This window comes from Komagataeibacter xylinus, assembly GCF_004302915.1.
In the GTDB taxonomy this organism is placed as follows: Bacteria; Pseudomonadota; Alphaproteobacteria; order Acetobacterales; family Acetobacteraceae; genus Komagataeibacter; species Komagataeibacter xylinus_C.
On the sequence record NZ_QQBI01000037.1, the window covers coordinates 1 to 25,231 of the forward strand.

Sequence of the window (25,231 nt, forward strand, 5' to 3'; positions counted from 1 at the left end):
AATTTCTTTTGTGCAAAACAGACTTTTTCATAATCTAACCCGATGTACAACCCTTCTGTGAGATTTCCGCGTCGAAAGGGCGCGTGGCACTGGTGGGCGATGCCGCATTCGCGCCGTCTTTCCGCTCTGGACAAGGCACCAGCCTAGCACTGGTTGGCGCCTATGTGCTGGCAGGCGAGCTGGCGACCCATGACGACCCGCAAGACGCGTTCGCAGCCTATGAGCGCATTGCACGCCCCTTTGTCGAGGCGAACCAGGCACTGGCAACCGATGACAACGGGGCCTTCTTCCTGCCAAAGACGCAGAAGGATATCGAGACACGCGACCACATCCTTGCCGAAATCACACGGAACGGCACGGCTGGCATCTTCGATAATACCAAGGCGAGGGTGCATAATGCGTTACGGTTGTCAGACTACGCATCTGTGTAACGAGAACACAGGCATTGGCGATGGAGGTGGATATTTTCCATGTCCACCTCCAGCTTGTTGATGATGATGCCCGCGTTATTAACGAGGATATCCAGCCGACCGAACTGCTCGATCGCCGTTGCCACGGCCAGTCGGGCAGCGCCTTCTTCTGCCACGTCCCCGACGAGCGGGAAGATGCCAGGCCGGGCCAGGGCGTTGACACCGGGATCGCGGTCTTCCGCGATAATCGATGCGCCACGCGCATGAAGCAGTTCCACAGTTGCGCGACCGATCCCGCTTGCAGCGCCGGTAACAATCGCGACCTTGCCTGCAAAATTTCCTGCTGTGTTTTCGGGATACATATAAACCTCCTGTGATGTTGAGAACATCATCTGGAGTTGGCCGTATCGTAATTTTAATACTGTATATTCTGGATGGGTTATACGGCTGGGCAGGTACAATCTGTCACGGCTTCTTCGCACCGCGCACGGCGGCAATGAAGGTCTTCACCGCAGTCGAGCGATGACGATGCGGGGGATAGTAGAGCGCAAAGCCCGGAAAAGCGGCGGAATACTCCGTCAGCAGGGGAACAAGATGGCCGGCCGCGATAAGTGGCTGGACCTCGCTCTCAACCCATAATGCGATGCCGGCACCAGCAACGGCGGCATCAAGAGCCGCCCGCTGATCATTGAAGGTCAGTGGACCGGATACGGCCACAGAGAACCAGACGCCGTTTTCGCAGAATTCCCAGTTGTACAAGGCATCATGTCCCGGCCAGCGAAAACCGATACAGAGATGATCGCGAAGCTCACGCGGATGGAGTGGCGCCCTGTGTTGATCGAGGTAGGACGGGGCGGCAACGGCGATCTGCCGCAAGCTGGGCTGAAGCGGGAAAGCAATAACATCCTGATCTAGCATCTCCCCAAGCCGTATGCCTACGTCGAACCGTTCCTGTACAATGTCCACGCCAGCATCGTCGATCTGCACCTCGACGCTGATCCTAGAGGGTGTTATGTACTTTCGTGCACGATTGGTTCAGTAATGCTGAATGACGCAAGCCCGCAAGCCGTATCCATCTGACGTATCAGACGAAGAATGGTCGTTGGTTGTTCCGTATCTGGTCCTGATGCGTGAAGACGCGGAACAGCGGCGCCATGACTTGCGCGAACTGTTCAACGGGTTGCGCTACGTGATCCGCTACGGGATTGCCTGGCGCGCGATGCCAAACGATCTGCCGCCGTGGTCGGCGGTCTATCAGCAATCTTGTCGTTGGATGGATGCCGGCTGCTTCGAGACGCTGGCCTGCGATCTACGTGCCGTCTTGCGCATGGCTTCCGGTCGCCAGCCGGAACCCACCGCAGCCATCCTCGACAGCCGGACATTGCGTTCGACACCCGAGAGCGGGCCTCGCGCCAGTTACGACGGGGCCAAACGCAAACGGGGCTCGAAGCTGCATATGGCTGTGGATACGCTGGGCCACCTGCTGGCCCTGCATGTCACGCCAGCCAACCGGGATGATCGCGCCGAGGTCGGACGCCTCGCCGCTGCCATTCAGGAGGCCACTGACGAAAGCGTCGAACTGGCCTATGTCGATCAGGGATATACGGGCTCAAAACCAGACGAGGCGGCTCGCACGCACGGTATCGCACTCGAAGTCGTCAGGTTGCCCGAAGCCAAGCGCGGCTTTGTCCTGCTGCCGCGCCGATGGGTCGTCGAGCGGTCTTTCGCATGGGCCACACGATGCCGCAGGCTCGTCAAGGACTACGAGCGTTACGCTTCAACCCTCGCAAGTCTCCATGTCGTCGCTTTCGCATGTTTCATGCTCAGAAACGCCGCTATACTCGCTCAAGGTGCATAACACCCTCTAGAGCAAAGGATCGGAGTGGAACTATTTCTCCGCTCTCCATCGGGTACTACACCGACACCCGCAGGCGTAGAATTCATTAAAGCGACCCAAGATATCCTGAACCGGGTCGCGCATATGCGTGACGTTGCCTGGCGGGCCGGACGCGGTGAACACGGTACACTTACTATCGGCTTACAAAATTGTATCGCACCAGGTCGCGTGCTTGAATTACTGCGTTCATTTCGAAGTGATAACCCGGACGTAGAATTACTTTTTTCGGAGGGATCCAGAGATTCGCTTTTAAGTGATCTGGACCTATGCGTGAGTGATCTGGCGGTTGTAACCGACGCGTCCTTTGCCAACCGCACTTCTGGATTTACGCTCTGGAGCGAACAGATCGTCGCAGCGCTCCCAGTCGCACATCCACTAGCCCATCAGGCAAAACTCTTCTGGCATGATCTCCAAGATGATATTTTTCTAATCGGACGCGATAACGCTGGCGAAGGAATCAAGGAGCTTCTGCTGCGCAAACTGCGACGTCAGGGTTCTGTGCCTCGCCTGCAATTCCACGATATTGGCAGCGTACGCATTTTGGCACTCGTCGCCGAAGGTATGGGCATCGGCCTCCTGACGGACGCTTGGATACGGGTACGATCAGGCCTCGCACTAAAAAATATCAGGTTCGTGGATATTTCGGATGGCAACAGTCCCTCGCATCTCGATTACATGGCGATCTGGCGCAACGACAACACCAGTCCAATACTAAAGAAGCTTGTCGATCATTTTTATGCGGAACGCGCACGCGTTTAAATGATTTTCCGACGCCGGATCTTTGCAAATCCACGATCCGACGCCATGAACCTAGCAATCATCGGTACGATCAGCTTTGCTGCATCCACTGGGCCATCCTCTGGATTCATTCTGGCGACGGCCTGTGCATAGGCGTCAAGATCGCGAAACACTGAAGCTGGGACTTCTACAGCAAGTTTCACAGGCTTTTCGTCGGGAATATTCCTGATTTTCAGTTCCATATTCATTGTCCTTCATGCGGATGCCAGGGTTTCAAAACCAGATCGCGATTGACGATCAGCGTGAACGGCAGACCGGGCCGGTCGGTCAGCGTGGGCTGGATATCCATGCTGCGGTCGATCAGGCGGTTTCCCACCATGGAAAACCCGTTGCTGGCCCCGCTGCGGATCGCCTGAAGCAGGTTGTTCTCACCCCATGATGTCCCGGCTTCAGAGCCGACGCTCAGCATGGTTGTCACCAATGCTGCCCTGAAAAGCTGGCCCCAATGCTGGTCCACCAGATCCTTGATCCCGGTCTGGCCGATCGCATCAGCACCCGGGATCCTGTCGAGCACGATACTCTCACCATCGGGACGGATGAGACGGGTCCAGATCACCTGCGTGCGGTGCTGCCCAAAAGAGACGCTGCTGTTATAGGTACCGAACAGGGTGCTGCCCTGGGGCACAAGCAGATAGCGTCCGGTCGGACTGTCATAGACGTTCTGCGTCACATGCCCGATCAACTGCCCCGGCAAGTCCGAACTGACTTTCGAGTTGAGCGCGCCTGCGATGACAGTACCTGCCTGAATGACATACGGAGAGATGGGCGGTGCCAAGCGATCCGGGCTGACCGTGACGCGATCAGGCTGTCCCGCCAGAAAGGCGCGGTTGGCGGCCTGCCGGTCATTTGTGCCCGCAGACGCAGCCGGAGTGCTATTCCCAGCAGTGGGCGACGCAGGAGCAGACACGCTGTCCTGCCGCCCGGCATCCTGCGTCTGCACGAACAGCTTGCTGGCAATGGCTGCCTCGACTTCCTGTTCGGCCCGCCGGTCACCCATGCCGGAAACCGCTCCCACCCTGCCTTCCTGCTGCGCCTTCAGGATCGGTTTGCCCAGATCACCGGGCAAAGGCGACCCCAGCCTGGGCACGCCAGTATAATCCTTCGGCAGGGCATCCAGCCCATCGGCCGAAGGCCGCACATCGGAATCCTGCACGGCGGACGCTGGCCCCTGTCGGGCGGAATTCTGCAGCGCGTAGCCCAGCGCCAGACCAATCCCGATCATACCCGTGCTTGCCAGCCCCCAGACAACATAGCGCGACAGACGTACGACACGTGGTCGTTCCGCCCGCAGACGCAGATCGGGCGGCGATGGCGGGACCGCAGGGGACGCGTTTTCTGTGCCGCCTTCCCCGCTTTCGTCCCGGCGGTCTTCCTGCCCGTCCGTCATGTCCGCTGTCCGTCGGTGCGTACGATCCGCACCCGCTGCTCGCTGTATTTATCCCCAAGCCGCAGTTCAGCGGCGGCAAACAGACGGTCCACGATCATCCAGTTCTGCCGCACCCGGTAGTTGACCAGTTCCGGCCCGCCATCGGCTCCCAACACAAAGAGTGGCGGCAGTTCCCCCTGCCCAATCCCGGCCGGGAAAGCGATATAGACCTTGTGACCATCATCGAACGCCCTGCCTGGTAGCCAGGGCGGCGTGCCTCCTTTCACCGGCTGGATGACATAACGGAAATTCAGCGCAGCCAGATCCAGCCCCGCATCTACCGATGCCGCCTCGTCGGCATCGCTGTCCTGCCGATGCAGTGCAATCAGGTCATCCTCGGGATAGTCCCACGACACCGATGCCATGTAAGTCGCCGGGGTAGAACGCAGTTCGGCGAGATAGGTCCGCCGGTCGGTGTTGACGATCAGATTGGTGGTCAGATCCGGGCGCGTCGGCTTGACTAGGATATGGATGCGTTTTGTCGCCCCTGCCCCGCTCTCAGTGTCCCCGATGATCCAGCGCACGGTGTCACCGGCGGCAACCGGCCCGGTGCCCACCAGCTTTTCACCCTGCTGGAGCATGATGTCGGTGATCTCGCCTGGCGAGGTGTAAACCTGATAGAGGGCACCCGGACTATAAGGATAGACCTGCACCGCATTGATGAACCCTGACCGCGTGGGCTGGATGCGCGCCGCCAGATTGGCCTGCGTCACACGCGCTGTGGGGTCGGCGGCTTCTGGGGGCGGATGGACCGCACGTCGTGAGGACAACGGCTTGAGCTGTCCCGGCAAGGGAAGCGGTTTCGGGACTTCCACCACCCGCACCGGTTTCGGCGGGTCCGGCAGACGCGTGGCCTGCACGGCGTCATCATAGCGGATGACCGGCGGATGGTAATGCTGCGCGCATCCGGCCAGGGGCAGGATCAGCAGCGGTAGGACACGAAGAGCGCGACGGATCATTGGCCCAGCTCCTTCGACCAGTTGATGGCGGAGACAAAAACACCCAAGGGATTCCTGCGCAGATGATCGGCATCACGTGGCGGGCTGAGCCTGACCGAGACAATCGCGGTCCAGCGCTCGGTGCCGACGAACGCCCCGTCACGGAAATGCCGCTCGACCCAGGCAATCCGGAAACTCGCGGGCGACGCCCGGATGACGGACGACACGTCCAGTTCGACCTGCTCATGCCCGATGCGGGCAAAGGGATCGTTCTGACGGGCATAATCGTTGAGCGCCTGAGCACCGGACGTGGTGGTGAAAGCGTAGGCGCGCAGCCAGTCCTGCCGCACTACCACGGCATCGGAGGACAGACTACGGACATCCTCGATGAACCGGGCCAGATACCAGGCGATCTGCGGATCGGTGGGCACATAGGCGGCTGTCGCAGGCGCCACGACCTGCGCCTCGCCCAGACGGTCCACCTGCACGACCCACGGCGTGATGGTGCCGCGTGCGGATTGCCAGACCAGCCCGGCCCCGAGGCCTGCAGACAGGAACAGCGAACCAAACGCCATCAGCCGCCAGTTGCGGGCCTGCACGCGGGCAGAACCGATGCGTTCATCCCAGATCTGGGCGGCTTTCTGATAGGGAGTAACCGGCTCCGGCGTCGTGCCGTAGCGCACCGTGGAGCGACGGAACATCGTTCTCATTCCTTTTCCGACAGATCAATGGAAGAAGATCCGCCCCCGCCATCGGCGGAGCGGATGACATGGGCGGCCTCGGCGGCATGGGCCGCCGCCTGCCGGCGCTTCATGCGGCTTGCCCAGCGCGGAGGCTCGCTGGCGGATGATGCTGACGAGGATGACCCCGTTCCGCCTGCCGATGCCCCCGTCTCAGCGGCGCCACCACTTGAACCGGTTGTCCGGCCACCGGTCGCGGTAAAGGCCGCCTTGCCGCCCGATGAGGAACTATCTTTCATGGCGCTGACGGCACTGGCGGCCTTATTTTTCACAGCGCCTGCAGCCGCAGACCCGGCCGCCCGGCCAATGCCGCCCACACCAGCAGCCATCCGGGCACCAGCGCTCCCGCCAGTCGCTGTCGCGGACCCGAGCGTGTAGGCTGTTGATGCAGCGCCTGCTACGGCCGCCCCTCCCCGCGCGGCTGCCGCCGTGGCGGCCAGAGCTGCCCCACCACCAGAAACAGCCGCGCCGACGCCCGCCACGGCAGCAGCCCCCATACCAGCGACGGCCATGCCCGTGCCGACAGCGGCACCTGCGCCAAGCTGGGGGGCACCAGCGATCAGCCCGTTGGCCAGACTGCCCCCGAAAATCGCAAGGCCCATAATGGCCAGTGAGGCGATCACCACGGACAGGGCCTGCCCGACCGTGGGCTGTACATCGCCATAGGAGGTGGTGAACTGGCTGAACAGCGTGGCGGCAATGCCGCTGATCACCGCCAGCACCATGATCTTCACACCCGAGGAGACGACATTGCCCAGCACCTTCTCGGCAAGGAAAGCCGTGCGGTTGAACAGGGCGAAGGGGATCAGGATGAAACCCGCCAGCGTGGTCAGCTTGAATTCGATCAGCGCCACGAAGAGCTGCACGGCCAGAATGAAGAACGCCGCCAGCACAATCAGCCACGACAGGCAGAGCACGAAGATCTGGATGAAATTCGTAAAGAAGGCGACGGGACCAAGGAGATTATGAACCGAGTCCAGTAAGGGCTGCGCCGCCGTGAATCCTGTGGACGCAAGACGTCCAGGCCGCAGGAAATCGCCCAGTGCGAGACTCCCGCCTCCGACCTTCAGTCCGAGGGCCGCAAAGCTGTCGAAGACGATCTTCGAGAGCGCATCGAAATCGTTGATGACCCAGGCGAAGAAGCCGATATAGAGCGTCTTCTTCACCAGACGCTGGATGATGTCCTCATCCGCCGCCCAGGCCCAGAACAGGCCGGCAAGAGCAATGTCCAGCACAGACAGCGTACCTGCCAGCGAGATCACATTCCCCTTCACCAGACCGAACCCCGTATCGATGGTGGTGGTGAAGGTGTTCAGAAAGGTATCGATAACGCCGACATCGTTCATGGCCATGGTGGTCAGTTCCCGCTACTGCCGAACATGGACACCGAAGTCGGGCTATAGGCATTATATTGGGAAAAATGCTGATACTGAGCTTCGCTCTCGGCCTCGGTGGCCGCCTGCCGTGCCCGCTCCAGATCGGCGGCCCTCCCATTGGCGGACAGGACCGCGACCACGTCGGAGAGCTGGCGGGATTGCAGGGCGAGAAGCTGGTTGCCGGCCTGTGCGGCCTGCAGGGCGCCTGTGGAACTCTGGCTGGCCGAGACAAGCTGGGTCATGGCGGAACTGTCAGATGGAATGTTTCCCACCACACGCGCCTGCAATTTCAGCGCGTCCTCGAACCCGCCGACAGAATTCTGCCAACGTGTCTGTGCCTGGCTGAACAGGGCGCTGTCCGACATCCCCAACGAAATTGATGTATACGCCTGCTGGTACTGCTGTTCGACCGAGGTCACCGAATAAGCGATGTTCTGTGCCTGCGCGAGCAAGGCTGTCGTCTGGGAAATCGTCGATTGCAGCGTCGACAATGTCGACAAGGGCAGCAGGGCGAGGTTCTTCGCCTGGTTGACCAGCATCTGCGCCTGATTGGCGAGAGAGGTGATCTGGTTGTCGATCTGCTGCAACTCCCGCGCCGCGATCAGCACGGCCTGGACATGCGCAGCCCCATCATAAACCGCCCATTGCGCGTGGGCGGGTTGCACCGAACTGACGCTGGCACCAACAGCCAGGGCCATGACGGATGCCAACAGCCCCATACGACGGAAAAATTTTGCCCGGATGCGGAAAAGTTTTTCCGTCATGGCACGCCCTCCGATCGGCGATCGTCACGCAGAAGGTCGGCCGCCCACGCAACGCCGCGTGCTTCGAACCAGGCCGGGAGAAAGGCGTCTGGCCCGTGTTCCGCCAGCACACTGTCGATCAACCGATGATCGTCCTTGCCAGATGCCGCGCATAGGGCGAGTGCCACCTGCCCGAGCCCCAGTTCGAACAGGCGGTTTCCCCGCTGCGTCTGGCAGTAATATTCCCGCTTCGACGCCGCGCGCGCGATGATGGCGATCTGGCGGTCGTTCAGCCCGAAATCGCGGTAGATCGCGGCAATCTGCGGCTCGATGGCGCGCTCGTTGGGCAGGAAGATCCGCGTCGGGCAGCTTTCCACCACGGCAGGCGCAATAGCACTGTTCGCGATGTCGGACAGGGACTGGGTGGCGAAAATGACGCTGGCGTTCTTCTTGCGCAGCGTTTTCAGCCATTCCCGGAGCTGAACGGCAAAATCACCGTCATCCAGCACCAGCCAGCCCTCATCGATGACCAGCAGTGTCGGCCGCCCATCCAGTCGGCCTTCAATCCGGTGGAACAGATAAGACAGCACGGATGATGCAGCGCCGGAGCCGATCAACCCCTCGGTCTCGAACACCACGACGTCTGCATCGCCCAGCCGCTCAGCGTCCGCGTCAAGCAGGCGGCCATAAGGACCACCGAGGCAGTATGGGGCCAGAGCCTGCTTCAGGGCATTGGACTGGAGGAGTGCGACCAAACCTGAGATCGTGCGTTCATGGCTGGGCGATGACGCCAGGGAATTCAGGGCCGACCAAAGGTGAGACTTCACCTCCGGGGTCAGCGTTACCACCTCGCCAACGAGGATCTGCCCTAGCCACTCACTGGCCCATTTCCGTTCATCGGGATCATCGATCGCTGCCAGAGGCTGGAGCGAGACACTGCCACCCTGTTCTCCCGACAGATCAGCGTCTGTCAGCCCACCGCCAAGGTCATGCCAGTCGCCGCCCATCGCCAGCGTCGCGGCCCGCATCGAACCGCCAAAATCGAAGGCGAAAATCTGCGATCCCGCATAGCGGCGGAACTGCAACGCCATCAGCGCCAGCAGGACAGATTTGCCGGCTCCTGTCGGTCCTGCGATCAGCGTATGGCCGACATCGCCGACATGAAGCGAAAACCGGAATGGTGTGGCACCCGCCGTCCTGCCGTAGAAAAGGGGGGAAGCACGGAAATGGCCATCCTGTTCCGGCCCAGCCCACACGGCGGACAGAGGAATCATATGCGCGAGATTCAGGGTCGATACCGGCGGCTGACGCACATTGGCGTAGACATGCCCCGGCAGAGATCCCAGCCACGCTTCCACCGCGTTGAGGCTTTCCGTCATGCAGGTGAAGTCGCGGCCCTGGATGATCTTCTCGACCAGCCGCAGTTTCTCGGCCGCGATGCTGGCACTGCCATCCCAGACCGTGATGGTCGCGGTAAGATACGCCTGTCCGACATCGTCAGCACCAAGGGACTGCAAAGCCAGATCGGCGTCGGCCGCCTTGTTGGCGGCATCATTATCCACCAGCACCGACGCCTCGTTGGTCATCACCTCCCGAACAATGGCTGCAATGCTCTTGCGCTTTGCGAACCACTGGCGACGGATTTTCGTCAGAACCTTGGTGGCGTCGGTCTTGTCGAGCAGGATCGCACGCGTGGACCAGCGATAGGGCATGGCCAGCCGGTTCAGGTCGTCCAGGATTCCGGGAAAGGTGCGGCTGGGGAAGCCGGTGATGGTTAGCGTCTTGAGGAAAGCATCGCCGAGTTTCGGCTCCAGTCCGCCCGAGAGCGGCTGCTCCACCAGCAGCGCGTCGAGGTGCATCGGAATTTCCGGCACCCGGACCCGCTGGTTCCGGGTTGAAATGGTGGAATGCAGGTAAGTGAGGGTTTCGCCGTCATCCAGCCATGCCGCCTCGGGCATAAACCCGTCCAGCAACGCCAGCAGCCGGTCGCTGCGATCGACGAATGCATGGAGCATGCCATGCGGGTCCGGCCCCTCGCGCTCCCTGCCCTCATACAGAAAACGCTCTGCACGCCCTGAAGATTCCGCAGGTGGCAGCCAGACCAGGGTCAGGAAATACCGGCTCTCGAAATGCGCGCCCTCATCTTCGAAGGCTTCCCGGCGCTCAAGGTCCACCATGCGCGAGGCGGCGTCCGGGAAATCGCTCTCGGGATACACTGTCGCCGGCACGCGCTGCGCTTCCACGAACACCGCCCAGCCGGAGCCCAGACGGCGCAGGGCATTGTTCAGCCTTCCGGTGACACCGACCAGTTCGGCCGGTGTGGCGCTGTCCAGATCAGGGCCACGAATTTTTGCCGTGCGCTGGAATGAACCGTCCTTGTTCAGGACGACACCTTTTTTGACCAGCGCGGCCCAGGGCAGAAAATCGGACAGGAGGGCAGCACGATTGCGATATTCGCCAAGGGACATCATCGCCCCGCCCTCCCTATGCCCGGAGCCAGGCGGGATAGCGCAGATGACGCCGCCCCACCTCGATGAAAAACGGATCGCGCTTCGCTCCCCAGACCGCGAGCCCGTGGCCCACGATCCAGAATGCGGCTCCGATCAGCCACAGCCGCAGGCCGAGCGCGATCGCTGCCGCCAGCGTGCCGTTGGCGATGGCGACGGCACGGGGAGCACCACCCAGCAGGATCGGGTCGGTCAGAGAGCGATGCACCGGGACATGAAAGCCCGGCACCGCATCGTCATCGTATCCCGCCATCAGATCAGTGCCCCGCCGGAGAAGGAGAAGAACGACAGGAAGAAGCTCGACGCCGCAAAAGCGATGGAGAGGCCGAAGACGATCTGGATCAGGCGGCGAAACCCGCCGGATGTTTCCCCAAAGGCCAGGGTCAGACCGGTCACGGTGATGATGATGACGGAGATGATCTTGGCCACCGGCCCCTGCACGGATTCCAGAATCTCGTTCAAGGGCGTTTCCCACGGCATGCTGGACCCCGATGCCCACGCCGATGACGCGAAAGCAAGCGACAGCAGCATGGAGGTTCCGAACACGCGAAGATCCGGCACATGCCGGTCGGGACGCGCGACAGCGCACACGATGGCGCGCAGACGTGAAGGCGGCATCATGATGACTCTCCATTGGCAGAGCAGGATGTTTCGGGAGAAGAGAGGCTGACCGGACGGATGCGATAGGCGCCCGTCACGGGATCGAGACCATCGATTTCAGCCAGTTCAGAAAGGCGGCGTGCCGTGCCACGTCCGGACAGCACGGCGATGACATTGATGGTTTCGGCGATCATGGCGCGTGGCACCGTGACCACCGCCTCCTGGATCAGCTGTTCCAGACGATACAGGGCCGCCAATACCGATCCGGCGTGCAGCGTGCCGATGCCACCCGGATGGCCAGTCCCCCATGCCTTGACCAGATCAAGGGCTTCGGCCCCACGTACCTCACCGATGGGAATACGATCTGGGCGCAGACGGAGGCCGGAGCGGACAAGATCCGACAGTGTGATGACACCTTCGCGGGTCCGCAGGGCGATGAGATTGGGCGCCGTGCATTGCAGTTCGCGCGTATCCTCGATCAGGACGACGCGGTCACCGGTTTTGGCAACCTCGGCCAGCAGGGCATTGACCAGCGTGGTCTTGCCCGTGGATGTGCCACCCACGACCAGAATATTTTTCCGCTCGGCGACACCACGGCGAAGGAAATCTGCCTGGGCATCGGTCATGATCCCGGCCTCGACATAGTCGTCGAGGGTGAACACGGCGACAGCGGGCTTGCGGATGGCGAAACTTGGGGCGGTCACAACGGGCGGCAGCAATCCCTCGAACCGTTCGCCGGTTGGCAACTCGGCCGAGACACGGGGTGCTGCCTCATGCACCTCAGCCCCGACATGGTGGGCCACGAGACGCACGATGCGCTCGGCATCGGCTGGCGTAACCCTGTCGCCGGTATCGCCCAGCCCCTCGGACAGACGGTCGATCCACAACCGCCCATCGGGATTGAGCATGACCTCGACCACGGTAGGATCAGCGAGATGCCGGGCAATCGCCGGTCCCATCGCCGTGCGCAGCATGGACATGCCGCGTGTCTGACTTTCCGAATTATGGTGAGAAATTGCCATCTGGTCCCCGCACGAACGGGACCAGAACAGATGGTCCCCACACGGAGATGATTAAAAGAGGCCCATTTCGGCTCGATTCAACAACTATCGCATCCCGTGCGGTCATCGCGTGGAAACGGCGGCGATCGGCGGGATTGACGAATCCTTGTGGCAACCCACGCAATCTGACGATTACTGGGGGTCTTCACCACCATTGCGCCGCATGTCGATGTCCCGCGACAGTTCTCTGAGAAACCGATCTCCCGTCGCCAGCTTCCGCCCGAGCGATTGCAGGAACCCCTCGAACCGCTCGACACCTTTTGCCCTGGCTGACGCCTGGGCACTGTCAGGCAGGGGTGGAGTGACGGTCAGCCAGAAGCGGATGAAGAGTGCCAGCGTCTCGCCCATAATGGCGAGGTCTTCATCCATTCCGGCGACCTGGCGGTCGATCCTGTCCATACGACGGGCGAACACTGCTTCCAGCCGCTCCGAGGCGTCGGCCGAGAGAAAGGACGCGACAGCAGCCTCGATCACCGCCGATTTCGAGACGTTGCGCCGTAACGCCAGCGCTTCGACCTGCTTCAGAAGCTCCGGCTCGAAATACACATTCATGCGGGTCTTGCTCGGCATGGGCATCCTCACAGATCAAGGTCATCGGCCGGGTCCATCGTCGCCTGACGCGCAACGGAGCGGGCCTCCTGGTGTATGATGCGGGCTCTGGCGGCGGCGACATCCGGCTCGTCGTCGAGCACGTCGAACTCCTGCATACCCGGACGCTCGGGCGGCACGACGTCCTCATGCTCCGGCAATTCCGGTTCGCGGCGAATGCCGGCATTGGCAGAATCGCCATCAGCGCTCGTGCCGCCATCGGGTGCCGGCCCTCCCGGTAAGGCGACTGTTCCCAGCTCTGACCAGTCATCGGACGGAGGCGTGGACGGGCGTTGCGTTCCGGTGGCCGGGGGCGGCAGGACACGCTCCATGAGCCGCGCGTCCTCGTAATAGCGCGCTTTCTTCGCGCGGACGGGGGCGACGCCCGCGACCAGCAGCAGTTCATCGGTCGGCGGAAGCTGCATCACCTCTCCGGGCGTGAGCAGAGGTCGTGCCGTCTCCTGCCGCGACACCATGAGATGGCCGAGCCAAGGCGATAGCCGGTGCCCGGCATAATTGGTGGAATCACGCATCTCGGTCGCGGTGCCGAGCGCGTCCGACACCCGCCGGGCGGTGCGCTCGTCGTTGGTGGCAAACGCGACGCGGACATGACAGTTGTCGAGAATGCTGTTGTTCGCGCCGTAAGCTTTTTCGATCTGGTTCAGACTTTGCGCGATCAGGAAGGATTTGATCCCATACCCCGCCATGAAGGCCAGCGCACTCTCAAAGAAATCCAGCCGACCGAGGGCGGGGAACTCATCAAGCATCAGCAGCAACCGATGCCGATGGGCCGAGACATGCAGATCCTCCGTCAGCCGCCTGCCAATCTGGTTCAGGATCAGGCGGATCAGCGGCTTGGTGCGGGCGATGTCGGATGGCGGCACGACAAGGTAGAGACTGGCAGCCTGGCGGCCGGACATCAGATCCGCGATGCGCCAGTCACACCGTGCCGTCACCTTCGCCACCACGGGATCGCGATAGAGGCCCAGGAACGACATGGCGGTGGACAATACACCTGACCGTTCGTTGTCACTCTTGTTCAGCAGTTCGCGCGCCGACGAGGCGATGACGGGATGCACGCCCGCCTTGCCGAGATGAGGCGTGGACATCATCGCACGCAGCGTCGCCTCCACCGGCCGCTTCGGATCGGAGAGGAAATTTGCGACCCCGGCCAGCGTCTTGTCCGGCTCGGCATAGAGAACATGCAGGATCGCGCCGACCAGCAGGGAGTGCGAGGTCTTCTCCCAGTGGTTGCGCCGGTCCAGCGCGCCTTCGGGATCGACGAGGATATCGGCGATGTTCTGGACGTCGCGTACCTCTTTGTCACCGCGCCGGACCTCCAGCAGCGGATTGTAGGGTGAGGATGCCGGATCTGTCGGGTCGAACAGCAGCACGCGCCCGTGCCGGGCACGAAATCCGGCAGTCAGCCCCCAGTTCTCGCCCTTGATGTCATGGACGATGGCCGAGCCCGGCCAGGTCAGCAGCGTGGGCACGACCAGTCCGACACCTTTGCCCGAACGGGTCGGCGCGAAACACAGGACATGCTCTGGGCCGTTATGCCGCAGATAGTCCTGATCCCACCGGCCCAGCACCACGCCGTCGGGGGCGAGCAGCCCGGCCTGCTTCACCTCGGCAGCATCCGCCCAGCGGGCCGAACCATACGTGGCGACGTTGCGGGCTTCCCGCGCCCGGAGGATGGACAGCGCGATGGCAACGACGCTGCCGATGAGGCCACCGGACGAGGCGATATATCCGCCCGTCACGAAGATCGACGGCGCGTAGGCGTCGTAGAAATACCACCACCAGAAGAAAGCTGGCGGATAGTAGAACGGCCAGCCTGCCACCATGAACCAGGGAGCGCCAAGCTGGGGCTGAAAGCCCAGGCGCCAGGCCGTCCATTCCGTGGCACTCCAGATGGCAGCAAAGACGATCAGCAGAACGAGGGTGACCTGCCCCCACAGGACGCGGCTTCCGGACATCTGGGCTCCAATCGGCTTGGGGAACGAAACCGATCAGAGAAGGGGCGACCCAGCGACAGGCAATATATAATGAGTCGCGATCGTACCACCGGATACCATGGCGTAGAAAAAGGACGGTCAGTGCCGGGTTGCGCGGGCGTCGATTACCGCCTGTTCGAGAATCTTCCGATAACCGATTTTCGTCATCCACTGCGCACGGGCGAGATGGCTTTCCCAGCAGATGCGCGTGCGCTCTGCGTCCGCCGGATCGCGATGCAGCACGATCCGCGCCACCTCCGCCCAGTCGGCCCGATCCGCCTCGGCATCGAGCAGGCGGAGATAGGTGATGAAATGCACTTCGTCATAGCTCGTGATCTCCGGCACGGTCGGCGCCAGATCATCGACATCGGGGTCCAGTTCGGGCCTTACTGTCATCCGACAGCCCTCCAGCAGGATCGCAGTCAAACATATCCTAAAATGGGATAATCCTGAATCAGGATTATCGGAACAGCTCCCCTGCTCGTCGGAGAGCTGTTCCGCGTGAAGAAATCCCTGCGCACACCCCGGCAGCTTTTGCTGCAATCGCTTCTTGTCGAAGCACGTAAGACCGGGGGTATGACGCAGGCGGAACTGGCGGCCTCCCTCGGCAAGCCCCAATCCTTCGTCGCCAAATATGAGAACGGCGAACGACGAATCGATGTCATCGAATTCGTGGACATAACGGCCATTCTCGGTGTTTCCGGTGCGTATCTTCTCGCCCGTCTGGCGGCCAGCGAGGAAAATTCCCCTCCAGAGGGTGAGAATACCATGGGCCGGGACGAATAGGAACGATCATTCCTGGAATGATCGTTCCGGTGCAGGTCTCGATGCCAGCATGGACCTCAAGGAGGTCATGGCGGTCAATCTGCGTCGGATGCGTCATGACAAGGACATGACGCAAGAAGAGCTGGCCGATCGCGCTGGCCTGAGCACCCGCTATGTCGGGGCGATCGAACGCGCGGACGTATCGGCAAGCGTTACGATCCTGGGAAAGATTGCAGAAGCACTGGACGTGGAACCGGGCGCGTTATTGAAAGCTGTCCCGGCCAGCCCGCGCTGACCGACTGAGGAGAAAAGACGCCCTCACGCCTTCCACGCGGTGCTGTCCTTCACGACAACGGCGAACATATCCGCCAGTTCGGCCAGGGCGACGCGACGCACGGTTTCCGCTGCGATCATCCCACCCAGCGGATCGGCGACATCGCGTGCGGCAATGGCGTCTGCCACCAAGGTCACAAGCAGGCCGTATTCCTCCGCTGCCGCGCGGGCGGTGGTGGACACGCAGACACCCACCGTATCTCCGGCGATGATGACCTCGTTCCGACCCGTTTCCTTGATACGGTCAGCAAGCCCCGTACCAATGAACGCATTGGCGTGAGTCTTGAACAGAACCGTCTCCCCTTCGCGGGGCGTCACCTGCGGCAGGAAATCACGATACGGTCCATCGCTGGAGAAGGCGGGTGCGCCTGGTCCTGCGTCATGGGCGATATGGATGACCGGCACGCCATTGCGACGCGCAAGGGCAAGAAGCCGCCCGGCCTCATCCGCCGCCGCATCGACATTGGCGAGCGGCACCCGCCCGTCGCGATATTCGCGCTGGATGTCGATCAAGATCAGCACCGACCGGTCGAGCGGTGACGGGCTGTCGTCGAGACCGTAGATCTGGCGGAAGGTTTCGAGGGTCATGGGGATTTTCCTCCTGGTGACAGGCTGTTTCAACAGGCCGACACTTCATAAACGTACGCCGCCCCTTGTGCGATTTCCTGGCGTCGTGGCTGAAAACGATGATGCCATGGTTTGACCTCGCATGGTCAAACCATCCAGGCGACTCATATGTGTGGCGAGATCCAGAAGATTCCGCAGCGCGGGGCTGCGGTTCTGCGGTGACCAGACCGCGCTGAACCGGGCCTGTTCCTTCTCGTCGTCGATCGGACGGAAAACGATGCCGGGGAATGGCACATGACCCCCTGCTTCGTGGGTTAGCGTGATCCCCTCTCCTGCGGCAATCATGTGCATCAGCGTATCCCGCCCGACATCGCGCCGCTGAAGACGCGGCGATCGTCCATGTTCGGCCACGCGCCGGACGATATGTTCGAAAACCTGCGGCCCGGCGCCACCCGACCGGACAAGGAAATTCTCTGTCGCAAGGTCAGCCCAAGCAAGGGATTCCAAAGTCGCAAGCGGGTGCGCGGAAGGAAGAGCGATCACCAGCGCCTCGTTCCAGAGATGCCTACTATGGCAATCCGGCACATCGGCAACATTGACGATGAAAGCCACGTCGAGTTTGCCCTCGCGGATCATGGCAAGGGTATGTGATGACGGTCCTTCGATGATGCTCTGCTCGATTGCCGGGTGGGCTGCGCGATAGCGCCTGCGCAAATCGGCGAGAAATCCTGTCGCGATCGAACCGTGCAGTCCAATCGCGAGGCGCCCGACCATGCCGTCGGCAATCGCGCCTGCCGTCCTGACAGCATGGTCGATCTGCTCGATACCAGCCGAAACCTCCGCAACGAAGCGGCGCCCGGCCTCAGTCAGCCGGACCCCGCGATGACGCCGCTCAAACAGGGTAAGACCCAACGTCTCTTCCAGCGCCTTGATTCGGGTGCTGACGCTCGATTGAGCAACACCGAGTGCATTTGCGGCGTGATGGAAGTTCAGATGCTCGGCAAGCACCAGCATCTGGACAAGTGAAATCAACGGTATCCTGCCGCCTGCAACTCCTTTGATCTCCGGAACGTGCCGCGTTCGACGCATGTCACAACGACCTCCTTGGAAATCAGATCTATTTATTCAAATCCAGCTACAGGATGCGGCAAGTAATCCCTTTCCAATGCCGCAACCTCGTCACTGCTCAGCATGATCTCCAAGGCAGCCATAGCATCGTCGAGATGAGGTGATTTAGAAGCACCAACGATTGGAGCTGACACCTCGGACTTGGCCAGAACCCAAGCAAGCGACACCTGTGCCATCGGTATGCTACGCGCAGCAGCGACACGCTCGACGGCGCTGATTACTGCGTTATCTGCCTCTTCCGTCGCGGCGAAAAGCGTCTGGCCGAAAGCATCGGTTTCGCTCCGCTTCGTCTGCTCGCCAACGGGGCGTGCCAACCGCCCACGCGCCAAGGGACTCCACGGCAGGATTCCCACGCCCTGATCCGCGCACAGCGGAATCATTTCGCGTTCTTCTTCCCGATAGAGCAAATTAAGATAATTCTGCATGGTGACGAAGCGCGTCCATCCGTTGAGGCGCGCCGTCTCCTGCGCTTTAGCGAATTGCCATGCGAACATTGATGAAGCACCGATATATCGGGCCTTGCCGGCCTTTACGACATCATGAAGCGCCTCCATCGTCTCTTCGATCGGCGTTCCATAATCCCAACGGTGGATCTGATAGAGATCGACATAATCGGTTCCAAGGCGCGTCAGGCTGGCATCAATCTCAGTCATGATCGCTTTGCGCGAGAGACCCTTGCGATTAGGAGCAGCATTCCCTTCCAGCATCTGTTCAGGAAAAAAGACCTTTGTGGCGATAACTACTTCGTCTCGACGGGTATATTCCTTAAGGAGCTTACCAACGATCACTTCAGAGGTGCCGGCTGAGTAGCTATTCGCAGTATCGAAAAAATTGATCCCACACTCGACTGCTCGCCTGATAATCTGCCGACTATCAGCTTCGCCAATCGTCCAATTATGAACGCCGGCACCCGGTTCTCCGAAAGTCATACACCCCAAGCAGAGACGCGAAATATCAAGGCCAGTGGAGCCGAGCTTTGAGAACAACATTTACCTTTTCCTTCTTTTATTCATCCTCATAGACAAGGCTGTAACTCTGAGCTCTTCGCTCAATGCGTCCAAAACCACGTTCGCGAAGATGCATTCCAGCAATCAGCAACCGTTCAGAACTCACGAGGTCAAGCAGTCGTGTCCGTGTCTCAGCTGCGAGAATTGGGTCCAGGTCGAAAGCGATCGACACATTCGGACGTGGAATCTGAATCTCTGGGAAATGAACGATGTCTCCCCAGATCAGAAGGTTTCGACCGCCGGATTCAAGGCGATAGCCAGTATGCCCCGCCGTATGTCCCGGAAGCGGCGCAGCTGTCAGGCCGGGGGACACCTCGCCTCCTTCAAAAAGACGTAACCTGTCTCGATAATTCTCGAATATTTGACGCGCCATGAGAAAATTCCCACGCGCCCGCTCGCTTGCGCGGCTCAGATTGCCGTCATCCTGCCAGAACTCGATTTCTCGCTTATGGACGACCAGCTCGGCATTCGGAAAGACGGCCTCCCCGTTTTTATCCAAAAGCCCAGCAACATGATCTGGATGAGCATGGGTCAGCAGAATCGTGTCGACCCCGGAAGGCTGCACTCCGGCCTGTGGAAGATTGGATGCCAAAAGGCCTCCCCACTGCCTGAAACCACCAGCCCCAGCGTCAATCAAGACCGTGCGACCACCCCCGCGTACCAGATAGCAGTTTATATGAATGGCGGAGGTGTCCTTCACCCCCGCTTCCTCTTCCATCCGCGCAGCATCCGGGGGATCGATATTCGAGAGGAGATCCAGGCTGGCGCTTAGATTGCCATCGCTGATCGCCGTGATCGTGAAATCTCCGACTTTCTGGAAGGGGAATTGTGTAGCCGACATTATTCTCTCCTGAGTTCTCCGCCTGGCAGTCATTCAGTTGCGGGCGTGAATGTTTTCGGTCGGATATCCAAAGCAGCGAATACGGGCGGAAAGGTCCGTATTGCGCTTTATGCTGTCACCGATTTCCTCCATGAACTTTTCCATGACAGAAGCTGTTCGAAACACTTCCAGCCGAAATTGAATTTCGGCAAAAACCGGATGTCCACGACCGTGCCGGACGGCGACGTAGATGATATGCACCTTGTCCAATGCTGCCCCAAGGAGGTCCGTGCAAAGCGCTGTGCATTCCTGAGTGAGCGTCGTAAGTGTCTCTTCCGACGGCATCTTTTCCTGCGATATAAAAAGCGTAACGTTAGGCATCGCTGGCCTGCCGAGGCTTTCTGGAAACAGTATCTTCGGAATTGACCAACTGTGCGGTCATCGGCTCATAGAGATGAATATCCGTCGGCAGAGCCTCGAACGTCTGGGAGCGCTTCAACCTGGCGAGCCATCGATATTCTGGGAATTTTCCCAACGCGACCGCGTGCAGTTCGTTGAAGGCTAAGCCCAAGCGGATCAAGGATTCCGGGCCTTTCTCGCTCATCGCCAGAATCTCGTCAGGCCCGACGGAGGAAGCGCGATCAAGACCAGCGTAAAGATTGCGATGCCAGTCGGTAATGTGGGGCTGCCACCGCGCGAAATTGCCACCGCCCTTCTGACGATACTCTTCACTTGTCAGGACATCGAGGCCGTCAACCGAGTGCATGGCAAGATAGACAGGGCAACCTTCGCGCAACGCCTTGAAACGCTGGGACGTATGAAAGCCGCTGACCGAAACCAAAGCCGGCAACTTGTCCAAGCTGTAGAAGTCGTTCCATTCCGCTTCGCTGCGCGGATCGGCAAAACTGCATTCCACCGTGTAGATCATCTGACATCCCTTGACCGGAACCGTTAACATGGCCTGACCACATCTCTGGTTGATTGTTTGTCATGGTAATCGGACAATCTCAGCACATATATCGATATTGGATCATCCTTCAGTGACCTAATGTCACAGCGGGATTGACCAAAGAAATGAGTCGGGAACCGCTCATGCGCCGCAAGATACCAAGTAACTCCGCGCTCATGGCCTTCGAATCTGCCGCTCGTCATGGCAGTTTTGCCCGTGCAGCGGATGAACTAGCCCTGACCGAAGGAGCGATCAGCCGTCAGATCGCCCGGCTCGAGGCCTTCCTCGACGTCATACTATTCGAGCGCATCGGAAATCGTGTTCGGCTTTTACCGAACGGAGAGCGCTATGCCGCTCAAGTTCGCGAGACACTCGACCGCTTGGAACGAGACAGTCAGGTGCTGATGGGGCAACCCAGCGATGGCGCGAGCCTCGATATCGCCACCATCCCGACTTTCGCAACGCGGTGGCTCATTCCTCGATTGGGACGGTTTCAAGAACTACATCCAAACGTCACGGTACATCTCGCAGAGCGGATGGAACCCTTTGTCCTTGCCGGCAGCGGTTTCGACGCCGCGATCCATTTCGACCATCCGGCCTGGACGGGAATGCGGACACACCACCTGCTGAATGAAGTGCTGGTGCCCGTTTGCCATCCCACGCTTTTGGACAGGGATGGGGCGACGACACTGGATGATTTGCCGCGCCTGCATCGACGGCAAAACCCGGACGCCTGGCAACGATATGCACGGGAAACCGGGATCACACTGACGAACCCCGCGATCGGTGCTCGTTACGATTTACATATAATGCTGATCGAGGCTGCATTGGCCGGCCTTGGCGTTGCACTCGTGCCGCGCCTCTATGTCGAGAGAGAACTGACGGACGGTCGTCTGATCGCGCCTTGGCCTGAGGGAAATTTGGTTTCCAAGACATTCTGTCTCATCCTGCCAGAACCGATCAGATTAAGTGGTGGTTCAACTCAGATTTTTGCGAATTGGCTTATTAAAGAGGCACAATCGTCAAATCCAACTTTAAATACCCCCGGCTGAATCCGTTACAATTCAAGCCCTTTAGTTCGCCCCAACTGCCACGATACCGATCCGCCCTGCACTACGCCCATCACTTCCTGCCCAAGTCGACGCTCGATCACAGGCCGCCACGGGACCAGCGTGAACTCATGGGACTTCTCGACGATGGCGAATTTCCCGCTCGATAGCTGAGCGGTGCCGGTGAACATCCCACTAACCGTCTCGCCGTCAGCGACCGCCCGAAACGGCACGGATTTCGCAGCCGCCAGTTCCTCCCCCACACGGGCGACCTCCCGCTCCTGAAGCGTGGCGATCAGGTTACGCCGATAGCTGACACGTCCATCCGGTCGCTGGGTCGCGTCCCCCTGCTCGATCAACCTGTCCCGCCGCTGCTCCATCGCCTCGCACACCTGTTCCCCGAAACCGGCGGGCACCAGATCGGACACCACGCCTCCCACCAGCCGTCGGTCGAGCCAGGTCGCACCATCCGCACCGATCTGCCTGTCGAGGTCGAACGACGACAGAGCACGAATATTGGCCCTCCCGCCCCTCCCCGCATCGTGGGCAGCAGCACGGGTGGCGAAATCCTCGGGAATACGCCACTGATCGGCGTCGATCCGTTCGACGAGACCGGCCTGGCGCAGGGCCTCCAGCCGCCGGACATGGGAGGCGACAAAGCCGTCATAATCGCCGCCCTGCACCCGCCCCTCGAACCGGGCCTGTTCGAGATGACGGCTCGGACGGTAGACACCACCCTCGGCGATGCCGGCAATCGCGCGATCGGAGGGGCGCCCGGCACTATCAGGTGGGCCAATTTCGACGATACTGCCGATCCGTGCCTCCGCGACGCGGACCGGGTCGATACCGGAAACATGGTGCGTACAGCCGTCGATCCCATCAACCACCAGCGTCAGTTCCTCACCCAGCTCGTCGGAGAGGTGCTTGTCGATGACGCGACCGACGATCTGCGTCGCCGGTGCTGCATCATGGATCGCGAAGCTCATCGGGTCGCGCTCGGCGCCCTCCGCTCGGAGTGCCTTCTGCATCGTGCGGATGATGTCGCCGCGCTCGCCCATCTCGCGCAGCGTCGGCTCCAGTTGCTCACCCAGTTCCCATACGCCCGGCGCATGTTCCGTGGCGAGCCCCATAGCGCCCAGCTTGCCAAGACGGCGCAGGCGGAGCGTTCGATCCGCCTGGCCGCGCGGATCATCAGGCTCGTGGCGCACATCGAGAAACCGGCTACCGGCCTCCGCGAGCATCGCCCGGTCGATGCGGGTAAAACGATCCTGGTCGATTTCGGCGACCAGCTTGCGGCGCTGCTCGATCTCGGTGACAAGGCCGAGTTCCAAGGTCACCAGTTCGCTCGCCCGTTCGCGGATGCCGTTGGCAAGATAATCGCCATTGATGACCAGATCCTCGCCCAGGTCATCGCGGCCGTTGACGACGACATGCACATGCGGATGGCCGGTATTGTGGTGGTTGACGGCAACCCAATCGAGCTTCGTGCCGAGATCGGCCTCAACCTGCGCCATCAGATCGCGGGTATAGCCCGTCAGGTCAGCAAGATCCCCGGCATCCTCCGGCGAGACGATGAACCGGAACTGATGGCGGTCGTCGCGCCCACGATCGAGAAACGTATCACCATCGGCACGGTCTTCGATCCCCGAATAGAGCCGGCCCCGCTCACCGTCGCGGGCGGTGCCGTCGCGCTGGATGTAACGGAGATGGGCAGCGGCCTTGCCATTCCGCCCGGCGGCACGGACGGAGCGGGATTTGACGACGACGCGGCGGCTACCCGGTCGACGATGGCTCCAGCCATTCGAGAGGTTCCGGGCGCGCACGAACGTCGCCCCGCGTCCACGCCGCACACCACGTCCGGACGCGATGCTTCCCTCCCCCCTCGGCGCATGGCTAGGACCGCCACCTCGAGGGCGTCCGCTCGCGCCGGTCGCCGCCTGTTGCTGGCGCGTGACCGTGCGCACCCTGGTCAGGAAACTCCTGACACGACCGACCTTCGGCGTGTCGGCGCGGATACGGCCAGGCCTCGGGCGGAAGCGGTTGTCGTCGCCCGCGCTCATGGCCGCTGATCCGCCCGAAACGGCCACAAACAGGCAAGAGTGCCGCGAAAAACGGGGCGGAAACTGACTTTGCCGCCTGTGGCGGCACTATACCCCCTCAAAGGGGGTGCCACCCAAAACAATGTGCAGACAAGGGCTTGCCCTGCGGATCGGACCCATGGGGTGCCGTCCGCTTTAATCTTGCGCTCCCTCTTCCGCCCTCTTTCCGCCTCTCCACCCCCTGCCCCACATCCACTCATCATGGCCGCGATCCCATGCCGCCAGCCACCATGAACAGGCCATCCGATCGCGGCATGATCTCCGACATATCGCGCGACTGTGCCGCCGCCGCACTGCGATCCGGCTGCATGATGAAGAGCGGCGCGCGGGTCCAGGCAAACCGATCTGCCACCGCGATCATGACGGAAACATCGCCGCCACCTGCGATGATCTGCGCAACGGCAGCGACATAAGCGCGCGTTTCCAATGGCAATGGGCGCCCTGCCAGAGACGCCTCATAGCGATCAGGACCAGCGTTATAAGCGGCGAGAAAACCCGGCGAACCGTAACGGTCATGCAGTTCGCGGAGGTACGCCGCGCCCGCTAGAATGTTGTCGCGCGGATCGTAGGGATCACGCCCGAGATGATGCCGGACGCGCAAATCGGCCCATGTGCCGGGCATGATCTGCATCAGTCCCATCGCGCCCGCCGATGAAACGGCCCCCGGATCACCTGCACTCTCGGCACCCATGACGGCCCTGATCCAAGTCGCCGGAATGTCGAAACGCTGTGCCGCCTCAGCGATCTCGGCAGCATACGGGACGCCGAGTGTCTGCGCCGATACAGCAACCAGCGATATGTACACGAGACAGCCCGCCAGCAGCAGATACGCGATCCGGGTCGGATTGCGCATGGTGTCAGTCCCGCCCATCGCGCCTCTGGGGGCGGCTCCAATGCAGCGACCAGAGGCTGCCGTCGCTGCCATCACGGAACAGATTGGCGCGTAACGGTTGCGGCAGGAGCGGATCGTCGATCAGCAGAGCAACGTAATCGCCGGCACGCTCGCCCGTGCGTTTCCAGCCGGCACCGATCTCCGGGCCATCCTCGTCATCACGATGGATGCGATAATCCGGTGCGTTGTCGGAGTCCGATTTCTCGGCCGACACGATGGCAATCTCATGGGAACCGAGGAAGGTCTGGATGCGTCCGGCAAAGCCGGTCTTGTCGCGCGTGAAGCTACCGATCTGCGGCATGGGAAGTCTCCGTGGCGATGTTGGGGAAGAACGCCCTCGGCCTGTCAGCGAACAGGCCGTGCCAGACGAAATGGCCGTCGCCGTGCGCGTCGGTGTAGAGCGGCGTCGCTCGGCCGATCACGGCGGCGCGCGGAAGCGGGCCGAAATAACGGCCGTCCAGACTGTGTGAGTGCTGGTTGTAATCTCCCCAAATGTGCTGGTTGAAAATTCCCCAGTTTGAGAACTGTGCGTGATCGTCAT

Annotated in this window: 30 protein-coding genes and 1 pseudogene; 6 read left to right on the plus strand and 25 right to left on the minus strand. The window is 61.1% G+C overall.

The window, feature by feature from the left end; translation table 11 throughout:
* The first annotated feature begins 92 nt into the window (after positions 1 to 92).
* Positions 93 to 431 (plus strand): hypothetical protein, encoded by a 339-nt coding sequence (locus DV027_RS14545; protein WP_207303503.1) that lies wholly within the window; start codon positions 93 to 95, stop codon positions 429 to 431.
* Here DV027_RS14545 and DV027_RS14550 read toward each other — a convergent pair.
* Both DV027_RS14550 and DV027_RS14555 read right to left on the minus strand, forming a co-directional pair.
* A complete protein-coding gene (locus DV027_RS14550) occupies positions 416 to 802 on the minus strand; it encodes an SDR family NAD(P)-dependent oxidoreductase (RefSeq protein WP_207303504.1) in 387 nt (128 codons plus the stop codon). The genes DV027_RS14545 and DV027_RS14550 overlap by 16 nt on opposite strands.
* 73 nt (positions 803 to 875) lie before the next feature.
* Positions 876 to 1,397 (minus strand): LysR substrate-binding domain-containing protein, encoded by a 522-nt coding sequence (locus DV027_RS14555; protein WP_165399213.1) that lies wholly within the window; start codon positions 1,395 to 1,397, stop codon positions 876 to 878.
* A gap of 61 nt (positions 1,398 to 1,458) precedes the next feature.
* On the opposite strand from DV027_RS14555, the gene DV027_RS14560 reads away from it, so the two are divergent.
* Both DV027_RS14560 and DV027_RS14565 read left to right on the plus strand, forming a co-directional pair.
* Positions 1,459 to 2,268 (plus strand): IS5 family transposase, encoded by an 810-nt coding sequence (locus DV027_RS14560; protein WP_130732710.1) that lies wholly within the window; start codon positions 1,459 to 1,461, stop codon positions 2,266 to 2,268.
* Positions 2,269 to 2,391: 123 nt separating this feature from the next.
* Positions 2,392 to 3,066: a LysR family substrate-binding domain-containing protein gene (locus DV027_RS14565; protein ID WP_130732711.1), complete on the plus strand. Its 675-nt coding sequence runs from the start codon at positions 2,392 to 2,394 to the stop codon at positions 3,064 to 3,066.
* Here the strand turns inward: DV027_RS14565 and DV027_RS14570 are convergent.
* The 13 genes from DV027_RS14570 to DV027_RS14630 form a co-directional block, all read right to left on the minus strand.
* Entirely contained in the window at positions 3,063 to 3,287 is a 225-nt protein-coding gene (locus tag DV027_RS14570) for a DUF2274 domain-containing protein (RefSeq protein ID WP_408884474.1), read from the minus strand. The genes DV027_RS14565 and DV027_RS14570 overlap by 4 nt on opposite strands.
* 2 nt (positions 3,288 to 3,289) lie before the next feature.
* A complete protein-coding gene (locus tag DV027_RS14575; RefSeq protein WP_130732713.1) occupies positions 3,290 to 4,492 on the minus strand; it encodes a TraB/TrbI/VirB10 family type IV secretion system protein in 1,203 nt (400 codons plus the stop codon).
* Entirely contained in the window at positions 4,489 to 5,490 is a 1,002-nt protein-coding gene (gene trbG, locus DV027_RS14580) for a P-type conjugative transfer protein TrbG (RefSeq protein ID WP_130732714.1), read from the minus strand. The genes DV027_RS14575 and trbG overlap by 4 nt, the downstream gene beginning before the upstream one ends.
* Entirely contained in the window at positions 5,487 to 6,170 is a 684-nt protein-coding gene (trbF, locus tag DV027_RS14585) for a conjugal transfer protein TrbF (protein WP_130732715.1), read from the minus strand. Before trbF ends, trbG begins: the two co-directional genes overlap by 4 nt.
* 5 nt (positions 6,171 to 6,175) lie before the next feature.
* Positions 6,176 to 7,561, minus strand: coding sequence for a P-type conjugative transfer protein TrbL (gene trbL, locus DV027_RS14590; RefSeq protein WP_130732716.1), 1,386 nt, complete (start codon positions 7,559 to 7,561; stop codon positions 6,176 to 6,178).
* Between the two features lie 5 nt (positions 7,562 to 7,566).
* Positions 7,567 to 8,349 (minus strand): P-type conjugative transfer protein TrbJ, encoded by a 783-nt coding sequence (gene trbJ, locus DV027_RS14595; protein WP_130732717.1) that lies wholly within the window; start codon positions 8,347 to 8,349, stop codon positions 7,567 to 7,569.
* Positions 8,346 to 10,799, minus strand: a complete 2,454-nt coding sequence (trbE, locus tag DV027_RS14600) for a conjugal transfer protein TrbE (RefSeq protein ID WP_130732718.1) — start codon at positions 10,797 to 10,799, stop codon at positions 8,346 to 8,348. The genes trbJ and trbE overlap by 4 nt, the downstream gene beginning before the upstream one ends.
* Positions 10,800 to 10,812: 13 nt before the next feature.
* Entirely contained in the window at positions 10,813 to 11,088 is a 276-nt protein-coding gene (locus DV027_RS14605) for a VirB3 family type IV secretion system protein (protein ID WP_010516001.1), read from the minus strand.
* The gene (locus tag DV027_RS14610) at positions 11,088 to 11,456 is read right to left on the minus strand and encodes a TrbC/VirB2 family type IV secretion system protein (RefSeq protein ID WP_081434701.1); all 369 of its coding nucleotides are present in this window, start codon (positions 11,454 to 11,456) and stop codon (positions 11,088 to 11,090) included. Before DV027_RS14610 ends, DV027_RS14605 begins: the two co-directional genes overlap by 1 nt.
* On the minus strand, positions 11,453 to 12,409 hold the full coding sequence (gene trbB / locus DV027_RS14615) for a P-type conjugative transfer ATPase TrbB (protein ID WP_130732734.1): 957 nt from the start codon (positions 12,407 to 12,409) through the stop codon (positions 11,453 to 11,455). Before trbB ends, DV027_RS14610 begins: the two co-directional genes overlap by 4 nt.
* A gap of 219 nt (positions 12,410 to 12,628) precedes the next feature.
* Complete coding sequence (locus tag DV027_RS14620) at positions 12,629 to 13,072, minus strand: ribbon-helix-helix protein, CopG family (protein ID WP_475584076.1); 444 nt, start codon at positions 13,070 to 13,072, stop codon at positions 12,629 to 12,631.
* Between the two features lie 2 nt (positions 13,073 to 13,074).
* Positions 13,075 to 15,063: a conjugal transfer protein TraG gene (locus tag DV027_RS14625; RefSeq protein ID WP_130732720.1), complete on the minus strand. Its 1,989-nt coding sequence runs from the start codon at positions 15,061 to 15,063 to the stop codon at positions 13,075 to 13,077.
* A 117-nt stretch (positions 15,064 to 15,180) separates the two neighbouring features.
* Positions 15,181 to 15,477, minus strand: a complete 297-nt coding sequence (locus DV027_RS14630; protein WP_130732721.1) for a DUF2285 domain-containing protein — start codon at positions 15,475 to 15,477, stop codon at positions 15,181 to 15,183.
* A 105-nt stretch (positions 15,478 to 15,582) separates the two neighbouring features.
* Between DV027_RS14630 and DV027_RS14635 the strand changes: the two genes are divergently transcribed.
* Entirely contained in the window at positions 15,583 to 15,867 is a 285-nt protein-coding gene (locus DV027_RS14635; protein WP_130732722.1) for a helix-turn-helix domain-containing protein, read from the plus strand.
* A gap of 49 nt (positions 15,868 to 15,916) precedes the next feature.
* Positions 15,917 to 16,141 (plus strand): helix-turn-helix domain-containing protein, encoded by a 225-nt coding sequence (locus tag DV027_RS14640; RefSeq protein WP_130732723.1) that lies wholly within the window; start codon positions 15,917 to 15,919, stop codon positions 16,139 to 16,141.
* Between the two features lie 23 nt (positions 16,142 to 16,164).
* On the opposite strand, the gene DV027_RS14645 is transcribed toward DV027_RS14640, so the two are convergent.
* The 6 genes from DV027_RS14645 to DV027_RS14670 are packed head-to-tail and all read right to left on the minus strand — an operon-like array spanning position 16,165 to position 20,629.
* A complete protein-coding gene (locus tag DV027_RS14645) occupies positions 16,165 to 16,767 on the minus strand; it encodes an isochorismatase family protein (RefSeq protein ID WP_130732724.1) in 603 nt (200 codons plus the stop codon).
* A gap of 45 nt (positions 16,768 to 16,812) precedes the next feature.
* Positions 16,813 to 17,835, minus strand: a complete 1,023-nt coding sequence (locus DV027_RS14650) for a LysR substrate-binding domain-containing protein (protein ID WP_207303505.1) — start codon at positions 17,833 to 17,835, stop codon at positions 16,813 to 16,815.
* Between the two features lie 32 nt (positions 17,836 to 17,867).
* Positions 17,868 to 18,863 carry an aldo/keto reductase gene (locus tag DV027_RS14655; protein ID WP_130732725.1) on the minus strand — a complete coding sequence of 332 codons (996 nt, stop codon included), beginning with the start codon at positions 18,861 to 18,863 and terminating at the stop codon, positions 17,868 to 17,870.
* Between the two features lie 16 nt (positions 18,864 to 18,879).
* The gene (locus DV027_RS14660; protein WP_130732726.1) at positions 18,880 to 19,722 is read right to left on the minus strand and encodes an MBL fold metallo-hydrolase; all 843 of its coding nucleotides are present in this window, start codon (positions 19,720 to 19,722) and stop codon (positions 18,880 to 18,882) included.
* 33 nt (positions 19,723 to 19,755) lie between these two features.
* Positions 19,756 to 20,046, minus strand: a complete 291-nt coding sequence (locus tag DV027_RS14665; RefSeq protein WP_231948159.1) for a hypothetical protein — start codon at positions 20,044 to 20,046, stop codon at positions 19,756 to 19,758.
* Between the two features lie 28 nt (positions 20,047 to 20,074).
* Complete coding sequence (locus tag DV027_RS14670; RefSeq protein WP_130732728.1) at positions 20,075 to 20,629, minus strand: sugar ABC transporter; 555 nt, start codon at positions 20,627 to 20,629, stop codon at positions 20,075 to 20,077.
* A 164-nt stretch (positions 20,630 to 20,793) separates the two neighbouring features.
* Here DV027_RS14670 and DV027_RS14675 point away from each other — a divergent pair, with 164 nt between their 5' ends.
* The gene (locus DV027_RS14675) at positions 20,794 to 21,702 is read left to right on the plus strand and encodes a LysR substrate-binding domain-containing protein (protein ID WP_130732729.1); all 909 of its coding nucleotides are present in this window, start codon (positions 20,794 to 20,796) and stop codon (positions 21,700 to 21,702) included.
* A gap of 5 nt (positions 21,703 to 21,707) precedes the next feature.
* Here DV027_RS14675 and DV027_RS14680 read toward each other — a convergent pair whose 3' ends face one another.
* From DV027_RS14680 to DV027_RS14695, 4 genes and pseudogenes are all read right to left on the minus strand, one after another.
* Positions 21,708 to 23,759 carry a relaxase/mobilization nuclease domain-containing protein gene (locus DV027_RS14680; RefSeq protein WP_130732730.1) on the minus strand — a complete coding sequence of 684 codons (2,052 nt, stop codon included), beginning with the start codon at positions 23,757 to 23,759 and terminating at the stop codon, positions 21,708 to 21,710.
* A 238-nt stretch (positions 23,760 to 23,997) separates the two neighbouring features.
* Positions 23,998 to 24,651 (minus strand): lytic transglycosylase domain-containing protein, encoded by a 654-nt coding sequence (locus DV027_RS14685; protein WP_130732731.1) that lies wholly within the window; start codon positions 24,649 to 24,651, stop codon positions 23,998 to 24,000.
* Between the two features lie 4 nt (positions 24,652 to 24,655).
* Entirely contained in the window at positions 24,656 to 24,991 is a 336-nt protein-coding gene (locus tag DV027_RS14690; RefSeq protein ID WP_130732732.1) for a DUF736 domain-containing protein, read from the minus strand.
* Positions 24,975 to 25,231: pseudogene (locus DV027_RS14695) on the minus strand (S26 family signal peptidase); the annotation flags it as partial. The pseudogene DV027_RS14695 and the gene DV027_RS14690, both read right to left, overlap by 17 nt.

Coding starts and splice junctions, on each gene's coding strand:
- DV027_RS14565 (WP_130732711.1), top strand. CDS start 2,392: ATGCGTGACGTTGCCTGGCGGGCCGGACGCGGTGAACACGGTACACTT.
- DV027_RS14575 (WP_130732713.1), bottom strand. CDS start 4,492: ATGACGGACGGGCAGGAAGACCGCCGGGACGAAAGCGGGGAAGGCGGC.
- DV027_RS14655 (WP_130732725.1), bottom strand. CDS start 18,863: ATGTTGTTCTCAAAGCTCGGCTCCACTGGCCTTGATATTTCGCGTCTC.
- DV027_RS14680 (WP_130732730.1), bottom strand. CDS start 23,759: ATGAGCGCGGGCGACGACAACCGCTTCCGCCCGAGGCCTGGCCGTATC.
- DV027_RS14670 (WP_130732728.1), bottom strand. CDS start 20,629: ATGATCTACACGGTGGAATGCAGTTTTGCCGATCCGCGCAGCGAAGCG.
- trbB (WP_130732734.1), bottom strand. CDS start 12,409: ATGCTGCGCACGGCGATGGGACCGGCGATTGCCCGGCATCTCGCTGAT.
- DV027_RS14640 (WP_130732723.1), top strand. CDS start 15,917: ATGGACCTCAAGGAGGTCATGGCGGTCAATCTGCGTCGGATGCGTCAT.
- DV027_RS14625 (WP_130732720.1), bottom strand. CDS start 15,063: ATGTCCGGAAGCCGCGTCCTGTGGGGGCAGGTCACCCTCGTTCTGCTG.
- trbL (WP_130732716.1), bottom strand. CDS start 7,561: ATGGCCATGAACGATGTCGGCGTTATCGATACCTTTCTGAACACCTTC.
- DV027_RS14645 (WP_130732724.1), bottom strand. CDS start 16,767: ATGACCCTCGAAACCTTCCGCCAGATCTACGGTCTCGACGACAGCCCG.
- DV027_RS14690 (WP_130732732.1), bottom strand. CDS start 24,991: ATGCCGCAGATCGGTAGCTTCACGCGCGACAAGACCGGCTTTGCCGGA.
- DV027_RS14660 (WP_130732726.1), bottom strand. CDS start 19,722: ATGTCGGCTACACAATTCCCCTTCCAGAAAGTCGGAGATTTCACGATC.
- trbF (WP_130732715.1), bottom strand. CDS start 6,170: ATGTTCCGTCGCTCCACGGTGCGCTACGGCACGACGCCGGAGCCGGTT.
- DV027_RS14560 (WP_130732710.1), top strand. CDS start 1,459: ATGACGCAAGCCCGCAAGCCGTATCCATCTGACGTATCAGACGAAGAA.
- trbJ (WP_130732717.1), bottom strand. CDS start 8,349: ATGACGGAAAAACTTTTCCGCATCCGGGCAAAATTTTTCCGTCGTATG.
- DV027_RS14610 (WP_081434701.1), bottom strand. CDS start 11,456: ATGATGCCGCCTTCACGTCTGCGCGCCATCGTGTGCGCTGTCGCGCGT.
- trbG (WP_130732714.1), bottom strand. CDS start 5,490: ATGATCCGTCGCGCTCTTCGTGTCCTACCGCTGCTGATCCTGCCCCTG.
- DV027_RS14570 (WP_408884474.1), bottom strand. CDS start 3,287: ATGGAACTGAAAATCAGGAATATTCCCGACGAAAAGCCTGTGAAACTT.
- DV027_RS14665 (WP_231948159.1), bottom strand. CDS start 20,046: ATGCCGTCGGAAGAGACACTTACGACGCTCACTCAGGAATGCACAGCG.
- trbE (WP_130732718.1), bottom strand. CDS start 10,799: ATGATGTCCCTTGGCGAATATCGCAATCGTGCTGCCCTCCTGTCCGAT.
- DV027_RS14685 (WP_130732731.1), bottom strand. CDS start 24,651: ATGCGCAATCCGACCCGGATCGCGTATCTGCTGCTGGCGGGCTGTCTC.
- DV027_RS14550 (WP_207303504.1), bottom strand. CDS start 802: ATGATGTTCTCAACATCACAGGAGGTTTATATGTATCCCGAAAACACA.
- DV027_RS14650 (WP_207303505.1), bottom strand. CDS start 17,835: ATGCGTCGAACGCGGCACGTTCCGGAGATCAAAGGAGTTGCAGGCGGC.
- DV027_RS14675 (WP_130732729.1), top strand. CDS start 20,794: ATGCGCCGCAAGATACCAAGTAACTCCGCGCTCATGGCCTTCGAATCT.
- DV027_RS14620 (WP_475584076.1), bottom strand. CDS start 13,072: ATGCCCATGCCGAGCAAGACCCGCATGAATGTGTATTTCGAGCCGGAG.
- DV027_RS14630 (WP_130732721.1), bottom strand. CDS start 15,477: ATGACAGTAAGGCCCGAACTGGACCCCGATGTCGATGATCTGGCGCCG.
- DV027_RS14605 (WP_010516001.1), bottom strand. CDS start 11,088: ATGGCGGGATACGATGACGATGCGGTGCCGGGCTTTCATGTCCCGGTG.